The sequence below is a fragment of the Aeromonas sp. genome, assembly GCF_050252055.1.
Lineage (GTDB): Bacteria > Pseudomonadota > Gammaproteobacteria > Enterobacterales > Aeromonadaceae > Aeromonas > Aeromonas caviae.
Map to the genome: position 1 here is coordinate 39,902 of NZ_JBFWLQ010000013.1, position 16,821 is coordinate 56,722.

11 protein-coding genes and 4 tRNA genes are annotated in these 16,821 nt (G+C 61.3%); 10 read left to right on the plus strand and 5 right to left on the minus strand.

What is annotated here, in order from left to right; translation table 11 throughout:
• The first annotated feature begins 92 nt into the window (after positions 1-92).
• The 4 genes from spoT to AB7E19_RS19040 all read left to right on the plus strand — a co-directional run bounded on the left by spoT (position 93) and on the right by AB7E19_RS19040 (position 4,998).
• On the plus strand, positions 93-2,210 hold the full coding sequence (gene spoT / locus AB7E19_RS19025) for a bifunctional GTP diphosphokinase/guanosine-3',5'-bis pyrophosphate 3'-pyrophosphohydrolase (RefSeq protein WP_039040667.1): 2,118 nt from the start codon (positions 93-95) through the stop codon (positions 2,208-2,210).
• Positions 2,211-2,317: 107 nt separating this feature from the next.
• Complete coding sequence (gene trmH / locus AB7E19_RS19030) at positions 2,318-3,061, plus strand: tRNA (guanosine(18)-2'-O)-methyltransferase TrmH (protein ID WP_322131102.1); 744 nt, start codon at positions 2,318-2,320, stop codon at positions 3,059-3,061.
• Positions 3,051-4,091 carry an alpha/beta fold hydrolase gene (locus tag AB7E19_RS19035; protein WP_322131103.1) on the plus strand — a complete coding sequence of 347 codons (1,041 nt, stop codon included), beginning with the start codon at positions 3,051-3,053 and terminating at the stop codon, positions 4,089-4,091. The genes trmH and AB7E19_RS19035 overlap by 11 nt, the downstream gene beginning before the upstream one ends.
• A 103-nt stretch (positions 4,092-4,194) precedes the next feature.
• Positions 4,195-4,998: a Cof-type HAD-IIB family hydrolase gene (locus AB7E19_RS19040; protein ID WP_253583940.1), complete on the plus strand. Its 804-nt coding sequence runs from the start codon at positions 4,195-4,197 to the stop codon at positions 4,996-4,998.
• A 70-nt stretch (positions 4,999-5,068) separates the two neighbouring features.
• Here the strand turns inward: AB7E19_RS19040 and AB7E19_RS19045 are convergent, their stop codons facing one another.
• The 5 genes from AB7E19_RS19045 to AB7E19_RS19065 form a co-directional block, all read right to left on the minus strand.
• Entirely contained in the window at positions 5,069-5,587 is a 519-nt protein-coding gene (locus AB7E19_RS19045) for an RICIN domain-containing protein (protein WP_124244148.1), read from the minus strand.
• Positions 5,588-5,758: 171 nt separating this feature from the next.
• A tRNA-Pro gene (locus AB7E19_RS19050) sits at positions 5,759-5,835 on the minus strand.
• Positions 5,836-5,894: 59 nt separating this feature from the next.
• Positions 5,895-5,980: transfer RNA gene (locus AB7E19_RS19055), tRNA-Leu, on the minus strand.
• Between the two features lie 20 nt (positions 5,981-6,000).
• Positions 6,001-6,076 (minus strand) — tRNA-His (locus tag AB7E19_RS19060).
• Between the two features lie 50 nt (positions 6,077-6,126).
• Positions 6,127-6,203, minus strand: a tRNA-Arg gene (locus tag AB7E19_RS19065).
• Between the two features lie 263 nt (positions 6,204-6,466).
• Between AB7E19_RS19065 and AB7E19_RS19070 the strand changes: the two genes are divergently transcribed.
• The 6 genes from AB7E19_RS19070 to kdpA all read left to right on the plus strand — a co-directional run bounded on the left by AB7E19_RS19070 (position 6,467) and on the right by kdpA (position 16,791).
• Positions 6,467-7,057, plus strand: a complete 591-nt coding sequence (locus AB7E19_RS19070; protein ID WP_010672311.1) for a TetR/AcrR family transcriptional regulator — start codon at positions 6,467-6,469, stop codon at positions 7,055-7,057.
• Positions 7,054-8,160, plus strand: a complete 1,107-nt coding sequence (locus tag AB7E19_RS19075; protein WP_041212081.1) for an efflux RND transporter periplasmic adaptor subunit — start codon at positions 7,054-7,056, stop codon at positions 8,158-8,160. The genes AB7E19_RS19070 and AB7E19_RS19075 overlap by 4 nt, the downstream gene beginning before the upstream one ends.
• 15 nt (positions 8,161-8,175) lie before the next feature.
• Positions 8,176-11,256 (plus strand): multidrug efflux RND transporter permease subunit, encoded by a 3,081-nt coding sequence (locus AB7E19_RS19080; protein ID WP_045522654.1) that lies wholly within the window; start codon positions 8,176-8,178, stop codon positions 11,254-11,256.
• Between the two features lie 120 nt (positions 11,257-11,376).
• Positions 11,377-13,335 carry an ATP-binding protein gene (locus AB7E19_RS19085; RefSeq protein WP_010672308.1) on the plus strand — a complete coding sequence of 653 codons (1,959 nt, stop codon included), beginning with the start codon at positions 11,377-11,379 and terminating at the stop codon, positions 13,333-13,335.
• 76 nt (positions 13,336-13,411) lie between these two features.
• Positions 13,412-14,761, plus strand: coding sequence for a glutathione-disulfide reductase (gene gorA, locus AB7E19_RS19090; protein ID WP_236275753.1), 1,350 nt, complete (start codon positions 13,412-13,414; stop codon positions 14,759-14,761).
• 347 nt (positions 14,762-15,108) lie between these two features.
• Complete coding sequence (gene kdpA, locus AB7E19_RS19095) at positions 15,109-16,791, plus strand: potassium-transporting ATPase subunit KdpA (RefSeq protein WP_427936253.1); 1,683 nt, start codon at positions 15,109-15,111, stop codon at positions 16,789-16,791.
• Positions 16,792-16,821: the final 30 nt, after the last annotated feature.

Here is a 16,821-nt window from a genome sequence, read left to right on the forward strand (position 1 = left end):
TTCTCCCCATTTACAACCGCTCGAAAACCTCGCAAACTCGAGGGCATACCCTCAATTTCACGGATTGCCGTTTAACCGCTGCGGGGACTGTCTTGTATTTATTTGAAAATCTTAAAGAAATAGCCAGTTCCTACCTGCCACCCGAGCAGGTTGAGAAGCTCAGGCAAGCCTATGTGGTAGCCCGTGATGCTCACCAGGGACAGATGCGTTCCAGTGGTGAACCCTACATCACTCATCCCGTTGCCGTGGCCCGCATCCTGGGCGACATGCGCCTCGATCACGAAACCCTGATGGCCGCCGTGCTGCACGACGTCATCGAAGATACCCCTGTCACCAAGGACGATCTTGCCGAGCAGTTTGGCAACGCCGTCGCCGAGCTGGTCTCCGGTGTCTCCAAGCTCGACAAGCTGAAGTTCCGCGATCGCAAGGAAGCCCAGGTCGAGAACTTCCGCAAGATGATGATGGCCATGACCCAGGACATCCGGGTCATCCTGATCAAGCTGGCCGACCGCACTCACAACATGCGTACCCTCGGCTCCTTGCGACCGGACAAGCGCCGCCGCATCGCCCGGGAAACCCTCGAGATTTTCGCCCCCATCGCCAACCGCCTCGGTATTCACACCATGAAGAACGAGCTGGAAGAGCTCGGTTTCGAGGCGCTCTACCCCATGCGCTCCCGGGTACTGCGGGAATCGGTGCGCCGCGCCCGTGGCAACCGACGCGAGATCATCGACTCCATCCAGAGCGAGATTGAGGGGCGTCTGCGGGAAGCCGGTATCGATGCCCAGGTAAGTGGACGCGAGAAGAACCTGTTCTCCATCTACAACAAGATGGAGAAGAAAGAACTGCAATTCCACGAAGTGATGGATATCTATGCTTTCAGAGTGAGAGTGAAAGACATAGACACCTGCTACCGGGTGCTTGGGCAGATGCACAGCCTCTACAAGCCGCGCCCCGGTCGCTTCAAGGACTACATCGCCATCCCCAAGACCAACGGCTACCAGTCCCTGCACACCTCCCTGGTGGGCCCCCACGGGGTACCGGTGGAGGTGCAGATCCGCACCGAGTTCATGGACCAGATGGCCGACAAGGGCGTCGCCGCCCACTGGGCCTACAAGCAGGATGGGGACAGCTCGGGCACCACGGCCCAGATCCGCGCCCAGCGCTGGATGCAGAGCCTGCTGGAGCTGCAACAGAGCGCCGGCAGCTCCTTCGAGTTCATCGAGGGAGTCAAGACCGACCTCTTCCCCGACGAGATCTACGTCTTCACACCGGAGGGCCGCATCATGGAGCTGCCCGCCGGCGCCACCCCGGTGGACTTCGCCTACACGGTGCACACAGACATCGGTCATGCCTGCGTCGGTTCCCGGGTCGACCGCCACCCATATCCGCTGAGCAGCCCGCTGCACTCCGGTCAGACGGTGGAGATCATCACGGCCCCCGGCGCCCGCCCGAACGCGGCCTGGCTCAACTTCGTGGTGACCACCAAGGCGCGCTCCAAGATACGTCAGTTCCTCAAGAACCTGCGCACCGAAGAGTCCGTGGTGCTGGGCCGCCGCCTGCTCAACCATGCCCTCGGCGCCAAGAACATCGAAGACATCCCGGAAGCCCGCGTCAAGCAGGTGCTGGCCGATACCAAACACGAGAACCTGCAGGGGCTGCTGGCCGACGTGGGCCTTGGCAACGCCATGAGCGTCATGGTGGCACGCCGCATGCTGGGAGATGAACTGCCGCCGGAAGAGCAGCCCAAATCCACCAGCAAGAAGATGCCGATCAAGGGGGCCGACGGCATGCTGGTCACCTTCGCCAACTGCTGCCGCCCCATCCCGGGGGACGCCATCATTGCCCACATCAGCCCGGGCAAGGGACTGGTGATCCACCAGGAGTCCTGCCGCAACATCAAGGGCTACAGCCGCGAACCGGACAAATACCTGCCGGTGCAGTGGGAGGTGGACAAGGAGCAGGAGCAGGAATTCCGCACCGGCATCAGCATCGAGATCGTCAACCACCAGGGCGCCCTGGCGGAGCTGGCCAACGTGATTGCCGCCACCGGCGCCAACATCCACGCCATCAGCACCGAGGAGAAGGATGGCCGGGTCTATGTGGTCACCCTGCTCATCACCACCAAGAGCCGGATCCACCTCGCCAACATCATGCGCAAGATCCGGGTCATGCCCAACGTGCTCAGGGTGAGCCGACAGAAAAACTGAACACAGGCGGCGCAAGCCGCCTGCTGCTTTTCAAGAGATACCCAGGGCCCCATGCCGCAGGCCACCAGCCTTGTTGCATGCACCGGCCTCACGACATAGAAACCGACATGACTCCTGAACGCTTCAAACGCATTTCCGACATGCTGGCCATGCGCCAGCTCGACCTGACCGTCTGCATGGAAGAGGTTCATAAACCTCACAACCTGGCCGCCATCGTGCGCACCGCCGATGCCATCGGCATCCACCGGGTGCACGCGGTCTGGCCCAAGAGCTGGATCCACAAGCGCAAGGGCACCGCCCGCGGCAGCCAGAACTGGGTGGACGTGAAGCTGCACCCGGACATCGGCAGTGCAGTGACCGAACTCAAGGCTTCCGGCATGCAGATCCTGGCGACCCACCTCTCCGACAGCTCCGTGGACTTTCGTGCCATCGACTACACCAGACCCACCGCCATCCTGGTGGGCCAGGAGAAGCACGGCATCGGCGAAGAGGCGCTGGCCCTGGCCGATCACCATATCGTCATCCCCATGGTGGGCATGGTGCAGTCCCTCAACGTCTCGGTGGCCGCCGCCGCCATCCTTTACGAGGCCCAGCGCCAGCGCGAGCTGGCCGGCTGCTATCAGCGCGGCTGCCCGCTCGACCTAGAGGAGCAAAACCACATACTGTTCGAGGGGGGCTACCCCATCTATGCCCAGCTCTGCAAGGAGAAAGAGATGCCCTATCCCCAGCTCGGTCCGGCCGGCGAGATCATGGCGGACGAACGCTGGTGGCAGCAGATGCAGCTGACCCGCAAGGGCTGGGCCGCCCATCAATCGGATGATCCTTCGGAAGAGTACACTGATGAAGCTTAACCACCTGCCCCTGCTGGCCCTGACCCTGTTTTCTGCCGGAGCCCTTGCCGTGAGCAATCCTTACCAGCTGACCACTGAAGCCGACGTCCCCGCCCTCTATCAGCAGACCCTGCCCGACTTCTGGCGCCAGCATGCCGTCGAGGGGGAGTTCAAGGGCAAGGACGGGGTCACCCTCCGCTATGCCGCCCTGCGCCAACCCAAGATCGATCGCGCCATCCTCATCGTCAACGGCCGGGTCGAGAGCTACCTCAAGTATCAGGAGCTGGCCTGGGATCTCTGGCGCCAGGGTTACAGCCTCTACCTCATCGATCATCGCGGCCAGGGAATGTCAGACCGCATGCTGGCCGACAAAGAGAAGGGGTATGTCGACCAGTTCGACGACTATGTCGCCGATCTCAAACAGTTTCATGACGAAGTGATTGTACCGGACAAGCCTGCCAAGCTGTTCCTGCTGGCCCACTCCATGGGGGGGGCCATCTCGGCCCGCTATCTGGAACGCTGGCCGAACGACATCCAGGCGGCGGTGCTCTCCTCCCCCATGATGGGCATCAACCTCGGCGGCCTGCCCAAGTGGCTGGCCAAGGGGTTGGCGGCCACCATCGGCACGGTCGGCGGCTGGGTGGGCGAGCCCCCCTACGGCCCGGGTCAGGGACCCTATGAGGATCACGGCTTTGCCGACAACGAGCTGACCCACAGCACGGTGCGTTATCAGGCCTTCCGCCAGATCTACGAGCAGCATCCCCAGGTCAGGCTGGGGGGCGCCACCGCACACTGGATCCATCAGGCCATCACAGGATCGGACGCGGCCGTAGCCGACGCCGGCGCCATCAAGACGCCGCTGCTGCTGCTGCAGGCCGGCGAGGACAGCGTGGTGGACAACGCCGCCCAGGAGGCCTTCTGCGCCAAGGCCCAATGTGAAGGGAGCAAGCCGCTGCGCATCGACGGAGCCTGGCATGAGCTCTTCATCGAGGCGGATCCCCAGCGCCAGGCCGCGCTCAATGCGACCCTGGCCTTCTTCGCGCGCTACTGACGCGACCAGAAGGGGCTGGTTATTTTTTGGATCCCTAAATAAATGGGGTGACGGCAGACGCTGGGGTACACTCCCCCGGCGTTCAATTGAAGTCGAGGTAATGATGTTCAAGGTAGTTGTGTCCGATCTCGATGGTACCCTGCTCAACGGGCAGCACCAGATCTCCTCCCGCACCCGGGATACCCTGCACCGTCTGGTCGATCAGGGCGTCAAGTTCGTGGTCGCCACCGGCCGTCACCATGTGGATGTGCGCAGCATCCGCGATGCACTGGGGCTGGATATCTACCTCATTACCTCCAACGGCGCCGTGGTACACGACAAGCAGGATCAGCTGGTCTACAACCAGGCGCTACCGAGCACGGTGGCGGCCGAGCTGATCGCCATGGAACGCGACCCGTCCATCCACATCAACGTCTACTACGGCGACGAGTGGCTGGTGGAAGAAGAGCTGCCCTGGTTGCTGCAGTTCCATCACGACTCCGGCTTCAGCTACCGCCTGGCGGATCTGGCCAACCACCCGAAGGACAGGGTCAACAAAGTGTTCTACATCGGCGACCACGACAAGCTGCTGAAGATAGAGGCGCACCTCAACCAGCAATATGGTGATCGGATCAACGTCACCTTCTCCCTGCCTGACTGCCTCGAGGTGATGCACGCCGGCGTGCACAAGGGCAATGCCGTGCGCGCCGTGCTGGAACAGCACGGGCTGGAGATGTCCCAGGCCGTGGCCTTCGGCGATGGCATGAACGACTTCGAGATGCTGAGCATGGTGGGCCGTGGTGTGGTCATGGGCAACGCCCACGATCGCCTCAAACTGGCCCTGCCAGAGCACGAACAGACCCTCACTTCCGATGAAGATGGCGTTGCCGTCTATCTGGAGAAACTGTTCGCCTCCCAGACCCGCTGATAAGGCATCCCCATCGCGGATCGAAAAAGGGTGGCCCATGTGGCCACCCTTTTTTCTTCTCGCTCTCTTGTCACCACACCAGAGCCGGGTGTATCAGACGGTTCAACAGCGTGCCGGAGGGCGTCCACTCAAAGCTCTGGTTGGCGCCGCCATAGCATTCGGCGAGGCGCAGGGGGACGGCCGGCTTGTGACGGCGACCCGCCACATCCAGGCACAACGACACCTGCCGATTGAACAGCCGATCCCCCTGCCACTGCCATTGATGGCTCTCCTCCCGGCACGCCTCCATCCCCAGACCATCTTCCCCTCTGGCGACCAGGCAATCCCCGGCCAGTTGCAGGGCACCGACATCCCAGCTGAATGACTGGTTCGGTTGCTGATCGCAGGGCTGGGTCAGCAGACGGCCCTGCTCGCTCAGGGTCACGCAGAAGCCACCACTGGTTACCAAGGTAGCCTCGAGTTCCGCCTTTGGCTTGGGGGCGGCGCCCATCAGAAGAGCTTCCGGTTTCGGCTGCAGGGCGCAACCACCCAGCAGCAGTGCGGCCATGGCCAGCACGGAGAGTTGAAGAGAAGTGATATGGTGATGCATAGGCCTTGTATCTGGTCCGTGCCCGAGCGTCCCCTGTCTCGCGGCTCCGGGCCCCAGCATAGCGAACTCGTGGCGAACAGGCGCCTGAAGAAGTGTAAAAAGACGTGACAGGAAAAAGTGGAAGAGAAACGCCAAAAAGCAAAAACCCCGCCTGAGCGGGGTTTTCAAATGTGGTCGGTGATAAAGGATTCGAACCTTTGACCCTCTGGTCCCAAACCAGATGCGCTACCGGGCTGCGCTAATCACCGAGGGGGTATTCTAAAAACACAAAGATGACCATCTGGTCATCCTCGTCATACAGCAAGTATGGTGCGAAGAGAGGGACTCGAACCCTCACACCCGGGGGGCACTAACACCTGAAGCTAGCGCGTCTACCAATTCCGCCACCTTCGCGTACCTGACAAGCTGTAAAATGGGGTGGCTGATGGGGCTCGAACCCACGACAACCGGAATCACAATCCGGGACTCTACCAACTGAGCTACAGCCACCACAGCTGTTTTCGTTCTTCAACACGCCCGTTTAACCGGCGCACTTTTGATGGTGCGCCCGACAGGATTCGAACCTGTGACCTCTGCCTCCGGAGGGCAGCGCTCTATCCAGCTGAGCTACGGGCGCTACGCTGTCGAACGGGGCGCATTATTGATGATGATGCCGACCTTGTCTACTCTTTTTTTGACACAAAGAATCAAGTGCCTGTTTTTCAATCACTTCCGACCCTTTTCAACTATTTTTGTTTTGTTCAGGCTGGATCCAGCAATTCCCCACTACTTTTTGAATCCCTCACCCCATAGGGTCAGAGATGATGGGCAATGCTTGACTTGCCTTTGCGCCCACCTAGAATGAATGAACGTTCATTCAGTCGTTGACCTCTGATAACCATGGATAAGAAAGAACGCATTTTCGAAGCAGCTCACGAGATCCTCGGCGAGCAGGGCTTCTACGGCCTTTCCATTGCCGTGGTCGCCAAGAAAGCCAAGGTGGCGGCAGGCACCATCTATCGCTATTTCAGCGACAAGGATGACCTGATCCGCCAGCTCTATCAGCACACTATCCTCAAGTGTCATCCCCTGGTCATGGAAGGTGTGCAGATAGAAGAGGTGTCCTATAAGCAGTATCGACGCCTCTGGCTCAACATCGATGCCATCTTCACCAGCTACCCCAATGCACTCAAGTGCAAATTGCAGTACGAAAGTTCTCCATTGGGGGCTGAATTGGAGCGGGATCCGGTCATAATGGCGACGTGGGCGCCACTTGAGCGCTTCTTTGAGCAAGGACGCCAACAGGGACTCTTCATCGATCTCCCCATTCTGGTGTTGCAAGCATTGAGTCTGGATTGCGTGGCCAACCTGGCACAGCAGCGCCGGGTTCACGATTTCGAATTGACGCAGGAACAGCTGGAGACGGTCATCCGGGCCAGCTGGAATGCCATTTTAAACCCTAATGTTTCCATCACAGGAGCCTGTTCATGAAAAAGTGGATGGCCATCATGTTGCTGATAGCACTCGCCCTGTTTGGCAGTGTCATCGGCTTCAATATGTTCAAGCAGAAGAAGATTGCAGAGTTCATGGCCAATCGGCCCGAGCCCGAGTTCCCGGTCACCGCCATGGTCACCAAGGCGCAGGACTGGGTCCCCACCATTGAAGCCATCGGCTTCATCGAGCCGAACCAGGGGGTCACCCTCTCCAGCGAGCTGTCAGGCACCATCGACAGCATCCGGTTCGAATCGGGGGCACATGTCAAAGCGGATCAACTGCTGCTGAGCCTGGACTCCAGTGTGGAAAAAGCCAATCTGAACTCTTCCCAGGCCAGACTGCCGGCAGCCAGGGCCAAGTTCGAGCGCTACAAGAACCTCTATCAGAAGAACTCCATCTCCCGGGACCAGCTGGATGATGCCGAGGCAAGCTACCGCTCCCTCGAGGCGGACATCGACAGTCTGAAGGCCACCATCGCCCGTCGTGAGGTGAGAGCCCCCTTCAGCGGCGCCGTGGGCCTGCGCAACGTCTTCCTCGGCCAGTATCTGGAGCCCGGTACCGAGATCGTGCGCCTGGAAGACACCAGCGTGATGCGCCTGCGCTTCACCGTGCCCCAGACCGACATCTCCAAAATCACCCTGGGACAGACCATCAAGATCAACGTGGATGCCTATCCCCAGACCCAGTTTGACGGCCAGATCACGGCCATCGAGCCCGCGGTCAACTATCAGAGCGGCCTGATCCAGGTGCAGGCAGACATCCCGAACAACGACGGCCAGCTCCGTTCCGGCATGTTCGCCCGCGCCAGCATCATACTGCCCACGGTGAAGGACCAGATCGTGATCCCGCAGTCCGCCATCTCTTTCACCCTCTATGGCGAGAACGTCTATGTCATTCACGAGGCTGACGGCGTGAAACGCGCCAAGCAGGTGGTGGTCAAGGCAGGTGAGCGTCGCGGCAACGATGTCCATGTGCTGTCCGGCATCAAGGCTGGCGATCAAATCGTGCTGTCGGGTCAGGTTCGCCTGAGCAACGATACCAAGGTGCACGTGGTCGAGAACGATGCCCTTGCCGTTCCGGCACAAACCCCGATGCTGTAAGCGCGGAGAGCTGCGATGCGATTTACTGACATATTCATAAAACGGCCTGTGCTGGCGATCTCGCTCAGCTTCCTGATAGCCCTGCTGGGCTTCCAGGCCATCTTCAAGATGCAGGTGCGTGAATACCCCGAGGTGATCAACACCGTCATCACGGTCAACACCAGCTACTATGGCGCCAGTGCGGACCTGATCCAGGGCTTCATCACCCAGCCCCTGGAGCAGGCGGTCGCCCAGGCCGACAACATCGACTTCATGACCTCCTCGAGCCAGCTGGGCAGTTCCACGGTGACGGCGTACATGAAGCTCAACACCGATCCGAACGCCGCGCTGTCCGACATCCTGGCCAAGGTCAACTCGGTGCGTTCCCAGTTGCCCAAAGAGGCGGAAGACCCTTCGGTCACCTCCTCCACCGGCTCCACCACGGCGGTGCTCTACATGGGCTTCACCAGCCCGGAGCTCAACTCCAGCCAGATCACCGACTACCTGGAGCGGGTCATCAAGCCCCAGCTGTTTACCGTGGGCGGGGTCTCCAAGGTGGATCTGTATGGCGGGGTCGAATTCGCCCTGCGGGTGTGGCTGGATCCGGCCAAGATGGCCGCCTTTGACCTGACCTCAAGCGACGTGATGACGGTGCTCAACAGCAACAACTATCAGTCCGCGACCGGCCAGGCCACCGGCTATTTCACCCTGTTCAACGGCAACGCCGAGACCCAGGTCGGCAACATCGAAGAGCTCAAGCGCCTGGTGGTCGCCACCCGCGACAGCAAGGTGATCCGTCTCTCCGACATCGCCAAGGTCTCCCTGGAGAAGAGCCACGACATCTATCGCGCCAGCGCCAATGGCCGCGAAGCCGTGGTTCTGGCCATCAACGCAGCCCCGACAGCCAACCCCATCAACATCGCCCACGATGTGCTGGAGCTGCTGCCGAGCCTGAAGCGCAACATGCCGAGCACCATGCAGGTGAACATCCTGTATGACTCCACCATCGCCATCAACGAATCCATCCACGAGGTCATCAAGACCATACTGGAGGCGGCCGCCATCGTACTGGTGGTGATCACCCTGTTCCTCGGTTCGTTCCGGGCGGTCATCATCCCCATCATCACCATTCCCCTGAGCCTCATCGGCGTGGTGATGATGATGGACATGTTCGGCTTCTCCATAAACCTCATGACCCTGCTGGCGATGGTGCTGGCCATCGGTCTGGTGGTGGATGACGCCATCGTGGTGCTGGAGAACGTCGACCGTCACATCAAGGAAGGGGAAGAGCCGTTCCGGGCCGCCATCATAGGTACCCGGGAGATCGCCGTGCCCGTCATCGCCATGACGGTCACCCTGGCGGCGGTGTATGCGCCCATCGCCCTGATGGGGGGCATCACCGGCTCCCTGTTCAAGGAGTTCGCGCTGACCCTGGCAGGAGCCGTGTTCGTCTCGGGCATCATCGCCCTGACCCTGTCGCCCATGATGTGCGCCAAGATGCTCAGGGCCAACGAGGAGCCCGGCAAGTTCGAGCGTACCGTGCACGATCTGCTGGACCGGATGACGGCCCGCTACGACGCCATGCTCCATGCCGTGATGCAAAAGCGCATCGTGGTCATCCTGTTTGCCGTCATCGTGTTCGCCAGCCTGCCGCTGCTGTTCAAGTTCATTCCGAGCGAGCTGGCCCCGTCCGAGGACAAAGGCGTCATGGCGGTGCTGGGGACGGCGCCTTCCAACGCCAACCTGGACTACATCGAAAACACCATGGCGGACGTGAACAAAGTCCTGGACGACCAGCCGGAGATCGCTTACTCCCAGGTCTTCTCGGGGGTGTTCAACTCCAATCAGGCGTTCGGTATCGCCTCCATGGTGCCCTGGAGCCAGCGTGAAGCGAGCCAGAAAGAGGTGCTGGATCGGGTCGCCGGTCTAGTGAAGGACATCCCCGGGATGGCCATCACCACCTTCCAGTTCCCGGAACTGCCGGGGGCGTCGAGCGGTCTGCCCATCCAGTTCGTTATCACCACCCCGAACAGCTTCGAGAGCCTGTTCCTGATCGCGGGTGAGATGCTGGCGGCAACCCAGGCCAACGGCCAGTTCGTCTATTCGGATCTCGATCTGAACTACGACTCGGCCACCATGAAGATCAGCATCGACAAGGACAAGGCGGGTGCCTACGGCATCACCATGCAGGACATCGGCATCACCATGGGCACCATGATGGCGGACGGTTACGTCAACCGTATCGACCTGGATGGCCGCTCCTACGAGGTGATCCCGCAGGTGGAGCGCAAGTTCCGTCTCAACCCCGAGTCCATCAAGGGCTACTACGTGCGTGCCGCCGACGGCAAGTCGATCCCGCTGGGCAGCCTGATCAAGATTGAAGTGAAGGGTGAGCCCCGTGCCCTACCCCACTTCAACCAGCTGAACTCCGCCACCATCGGCGCCGTGCCGGCACCGGGCGTGGCCATGGGGGATGCGATCAACTGGTTTAAGGCGACCGCGGAAGAGAAGCTGCCCCAAGGCTATCGTTACGACTTCATGGGTGAAGCCCGCCAGTTCGTGACCGAAGGGAATGCGCTCTACGCCACCTTCGCCCTGGCCCTGGCCATCATCTTCCTGGTGCTGGCGATCCAGTTCGAATCCGTGCGTGACCCGCTGGTCATCATGGTGTCAGTGCCGCTGGCCATCAGTGGCGCGCTGATCGCCCTGGCGTGGGGCATGGCCACCATGAACATCTACTCCCAGGTCGGTCTCATCACCCTCGTCGGTCTGATTACCAAGCACGGTATTCTGATCTGCGAGGTGGCGAAGGAGGAGCAGCTGCTCCATGGTCTGAACCGGATGCAAGCCGTGATGCAGGCTGCCAAGGTCCGTCTGCGCCCCATCCTGATGACCACGGCGGCGATGATCGCAGGCCTCATCCCGCTGCTCTATGCCTCGGGGGCGGGGGCGGCACAGCGCTTCAGCATCGGCATCGTCATCGTGGCGGGTCTGGCCATCGGCACCCTGTTCACCCTGTTCGTGCTGCCGGTCATCTACACCTTCCTGGCATCCGAGCACAAGCCGCTGCCGGAATTCGACGAATCCATCCCGGCAAAAGCCAAGGGCGGTCACTGATCCCAGCCCACACAAAAAAGGCCCCGAAAGGGGCCTTATTTTTATCCATTGGATGACACACGACATAAGTCCATGAAGCAGTTAAACTAAACCGCACTCAATCCAGACCGCAAGGACGCCATGTCAGGAATCTTCTCCAAGGCCGTCGGCCTTAACGGACTCTCTTATCGTCTGCTTTCCTACATTCTGATCTGCAGTACGGTGCTGGCACTGCTCATCACCGTGCTTCAGCTCGCCTGGGACTACAACAAGGATGTGACCGTCATCGAGGCCAGCATCGGCCAGATCGAGGCCTCCTTCCTGCAACCCATCTCGGCCAGTCTCTGGAACCTGGATGAAGAGCAGGTGAAGGTGCAGATCGAGGGCATCATGAACCTGCCCAACATGCAGTTCGTCATGGTCAAGGAGATGCTGGGCAATTCGGAAGTGCCCCTGCTCACCCAGGGGGTGGAGCAGCCCCAATACGACATCTCCCGCGAGTTCACCCTGAGCTATCAGGGGGAAGTGGTCGGCAAGCTGTTCGTCGCCGCCTCCCTGGAGCAGGTCTACCAGCGCCTCATCGAGAAATCCGTGCTGATCCTGGTCAGCCAGACCATCAAGACCCTGGTCGTCTCGTTCTGCATCCTGGTCATCATCTACTATCTGGTGATCCGTCATATCAACCGCATCGTCAGCTATGCCCAGAAACTGAGCCTGGATCGCCTCGCGGTGGAGCTGACCCTGGAAGGTCGCCCCCTGCCCCGCAAGTCCCCTGACGAATTCGATACCCTGGCCGCCACCCTCAACCAGATGCGCACCCGGCTGAACGACGAGTTCACCGCCCGCCATCAGGCCGCCGATCAGCTCCAACAGGAGCGGGACTTCTCCGCCACCTTGATCAACTCCGCCAACATGGTCATCTGCTGCATGGAGCCGGATCTCAACATCGCCAGCATCAACCCGGCGGCCATCCTGCTCACCGGCTATCACCACCAGGAGCTGTTGCAGCACAACTGGCTGGATCTCTTCGTCAGCAAGGAGCAGCGTGACGAGCTAGCCGCCACCCTGGCCGATCAGGGCGCCCTGGAGGACAGGGAGATCACCATGCACGACCAGCAGGGCAACGAGCTGGTACTGCAGTGGACCTTCGCTCCCTTCTACGAGGGGCCCAACCTCAAGTACCTGATCGGCTTTGGCTATGACATCACCCCCCTCAAAAAGGTGGAGCGGGAGATCACCCTGTTCAACGAGCAGCTGGAAGGCAAGGTGGCGGAACGCACCCGCAGCCTGAGCGATGCCAACGACCAGCTGGGCAAGGCCTATGACGATCTCAAGCAGGCCCAGCAGACCCTGGTGGAGTCGGAGAAAATGGCCTCCCTCGGTTCCCTGGTTGCCGGCGTGGCCCACGAGATCAACACCCCCATCGGCATCAGCGTCACCGCCTCCTCCTACCTGCAGGAGCGGGTGGCCGACTTCAAGCAGCATATCGAGGCCAAGCAGCTCTCCCGCACCTACCTCAACGAATTCACCCAGAATCTCGACGAGTCGATGCAACTGCTGCAAGGTAACCTGCGCCGCGCCTCCGAGCTCATCGCCAGCTTCAAGCAGGTGGCAGTGGATCAGTCCTCCGAGGCCCGCTACAACTTCAGCCTCGCCGACAACCTGCATCAGGTGGTGGTCTCCCTCGGCTACAAGCTCAAGAAGGCCCAGTGCGAGGTGGACATCCAGTGCGATCCCAAGCTGAGCATCTACTCCTTCCCGGGCAGCTTCACCCAGATCTATTCCAACCTGATCCTCAACTCCATCCATCACGGTTTCGATGGCTGGGACAGGCCCAGAAAGATCACCATCCAGGTGGCGCAGCAGGGAGACGAGCTGGTCATCGACTACAGTGACAACGGCCGCGGCATCCCCCCGGAGATACTGCCGCGCATCTTCGATCCCTTCGTCACCTCCAAGCGGGGCCAGGGTGGCAGCGGACTCGGCACTCACATCATCTACAATCTGGTGGTCCAGCTGCTGCGCGGCCGCATCCACTGCGCCAGCGAACCGGGCCAGGGTGCCCAGTTCCACATTCGCCTGCCCATCCAGCAGAACTGAGCACCGGCTCTTGTGGGCCGGCCGCTTTGTCCCCATCATGCTGTGACTGCATTCTTAACGAGCGGAGAACCTCGCAATGGCACAGCATTTTGACTACATCGCCATCGGTGGCGGCAGCGGCGGTATCGCCTCGGCCAACCGGGCAGCCATGTACGGCAAGAAAGTCGCCCTGATCGAAGCCAAAGAGCTGGGTGGCACCTGCGTCAACGTCGGCTGCGTACCGAAGAAGGCCATGTGGTATGCAGGCCAGATCGCCGATGCCCTGAAATATGGCGCCGACTACGGCTTCGACACCACGCTCAACCACTTCAGCTGGGCCAAGCTGGTCGAATCCCGTCAGGCCTATATCGGGCGTATTCACCAGTCCTACCAGAACGTGCTGGGCAAGAACCAGATCACCGTCATCAAGGGCTTCGCCCGCTTCATCGACAGCCATACCGTCGAGGTGAACGGCGAGCACTACAGCGCCGATCACATCCTGATTGCCACCGGCGGACGCCCCGAGGTCCCGACCATTCCGGGCGCCGAACTGGGTATCGACTCCGACGGTTTCTTCGACCTGCAAAGCCAGCCCAAACGGGTTGCCGTGGTGGGTGCCGGCTATATCGCCGTGGAGATCGCTGGCGTGATGCAGGCACTTGGCTCCGAGACCCATCTGGTGGTGCGCAAACATGCGCCGCTGCGCAACTTCGACCCCATGATCCACGAGACCCTGGTGGAGATCATGGCGCAGGAAGGGCCCAAGCTGCACACCCACGCCATTCCCAAGGCCGTCATCAAGAACGCCGACGACAGCCTGACCCTGCAACTGGAAGATGGTCGCCACCTCACCGTGGACTGCCTCATCTGGGCCATCGGTCGCGTGCCTGCCACCGACAACCTCAATCTGGCTGCCACCGGCATCACCCTGGACGAGAAGGGCTTTATCCCGACCGACAAGTTCCAGAACACCGCCGTCGCCAACCTCTATGCCGTCGGTGACAACACCGGCCGCATCCAGCTCACCCCGGTGGCTGTCGCGGCAGGCCGCCGCCTCTCGGAGCGGCTGTTCAACAACAAGCCGGGCGAGCACCTCAACTACGATCTGGTGCCGACCGTGGTGTTCAGCCACCCGCCCATCGGCACCATCGGCCTGACCGAGCCGGAAGCCGTTGCCGAGTACGGGGAAGATCAGGTGAAGGTCTACCGCAGCCAGTTCACCGCCATGTACTCGGCCCTGACCCAGCATCGCCAGCCCACCCGGATGAAACTGGTCTGCGTCGGGCCGGAAGAGAAGGTAGTCGGCCTGCATGGAATCGGCTTCGCCATGGACGAGATCCTGCAGGGCTTCGGCGTCGCCATGAAGATGGGCGCCACCAAGGCGGACTTCGACAACTGTGTCGCCATCCATCCCACCAGCGCGGAAGAGTTTGTGACCATGCGCTAACCGCATATCAAAGTCACAGCAACTTGCTACCAAACCCGGCCCAGGCCGGGTTTTTTGTGCCTTGCCCGTCCACCAGCCGGCAAAACCCGCCTTCTTTACGCCTTCTTTACGCCGATTTTACGCCGATTTTATGCCAGCCAAATTGGGCTTTATGGCGCCTTTACGCCCGTTTTACATACCCTTTCAGCGTCAATGAGACCTATGGGATCGACACGGATATGCATCGATCCCTGACGCTAATTACCTCAACGGAGTCGTTATGAATTGGCTATATCTGCTGCTGGTCCTCGCCCTCGCGGGTTATCTGCTGCGCGCCCTCGCGCGTACCCATGAGTGAGGAACCGGATATGTGGCAAGAGATCATCTATCCCGTCGCGTTCGTGCTGCTGGTGCTGCTGCCGGCGCCTCTGCTTGGCAACTACCTCTATCGGGTATTTGAAGGCAAGAGTCGCTGGCTGGCCCCGCTTGAGCGCGCCACCCTGGCCTGCTGCGGCACGGACGGGCGCGAGCAGGACTGGAAGTCCTACGCCCTCAGCCTGCTGGCCTTCAACGGCGCCGGCTTCGGCCTGCTGTTCCTGATCCTGCTGGCACAGGGGCTGCTGCCCCTCAACCCGCAGCAGCTGCCCGGGCTGAACTGGCAACTCGCCTTCAACACCGCGGTCAGCTTCATGACCAACACCAACTGGCAGGCCTACTCCGGCGAAGCCAGCCTCTCCTACTTCAGCCAGATGGTGGGGCTCACCACCCAGAACTTCGTCTCCGCCGCCACCGGCGCCGCCGTCGCCATCGCCCTGTTTCGCGGCATCGCCCGCCAGCAGACCACCCACCTTGGCAACTTCTGGCAGGATCTGGTGCGTTTCTGTCTCTACGTGCTGCTGCCGATGGCGCTGATCCTGGCGCTGCTGCTGGTCTGGCAGGGGGTGCCCCAGAGTCTGTCGGCCTACCTGCCGTTCCACGCGCTGGAAGGCCAGGAGCAGCTGCTGCCGCTCGGCCCGGCCGCCTCCCAGATCGCCATCAAGCAGCTCGGCTCCAACGGCGGTGGCTTCTTCGGCATCAACTCGGCTCATCCGTTTGAAAACCCGACCGCCCTCTCCAACTGGCTGGAGATGGTCGCCCTGCTGACGCTGGCCGCCGCCATGGTCTGCACCCTGGGGCGTTACGTGAAGGATCTGGCCCACAGCCGCGCCATCCTCATCGCCATGACCATCATGCTGGTGCTGGGGCTCTGCCTCGCCATCGGCCAGGAGCTGAAGCCGGATCCCGCCCTCGCCCACCTCACCAGCGAAGCCGGCAACTGGGAAGGCAAGGAGAGCCGCTTCGGCCCCGTGCTGTCCAGCATCTGGGAAGTGGCGACCACCGCCGCCTCCAACGGCTCGGTCAACGCCATGCACGACAGCTTCGCCCCGCTCGCCGGCATGGTCGGCATGATCAACATGCTGCTGGGTGAAGTGGTGTTCGGCGGCGTCGGTGCCGGCATCTACGGCATGATGCTGTTCGTGCTGCTCACCGTGTTCCTGTGCGGCCTGATGGTGGGGCGCACCCCCACCTATCTGGGCAAACGGCTCGGCATCACCGAGATGAAGTGGGTGGTCGCCAGCATGCTGGTGATGCCGGTCGGGGTATTGGTGATCGGCGGCATTACCCTGCTGATGCCGAACTCCGCCACCGTCATCGGTCACGATGGCCCCCATGGCCTGTCACGACTGATCTATGCCTACGCCTCGGCCGCCGGCAACAACGGCTCCGCCTTCGCCGGCTTTGCCGCCGCCGACAGCTGGCAGTGCATCGCCATCGGGCTGGCCATGCTGCTCGGCCGCTTCGGCTACATCATTCCGGTACTGGCCATCGCCGGCCAGCTGGCCCGCGCCCCGCGCCAGGAGCGAAGCGAGGGGGACTTCCCCGTCAGCGGCCCGCTCTTCATCACCCTGCTGATCGTCACCGTGCTGCTGATGGGGGGTCTCTCCTTCCTGCCGGTGCTGGCGTTGGGCCCGGTGGCGGAACACCTGAGCCTGCTGGGAGGTGCCTTCTGATGCTGCACACCCGATTGATCTGCGTGACCA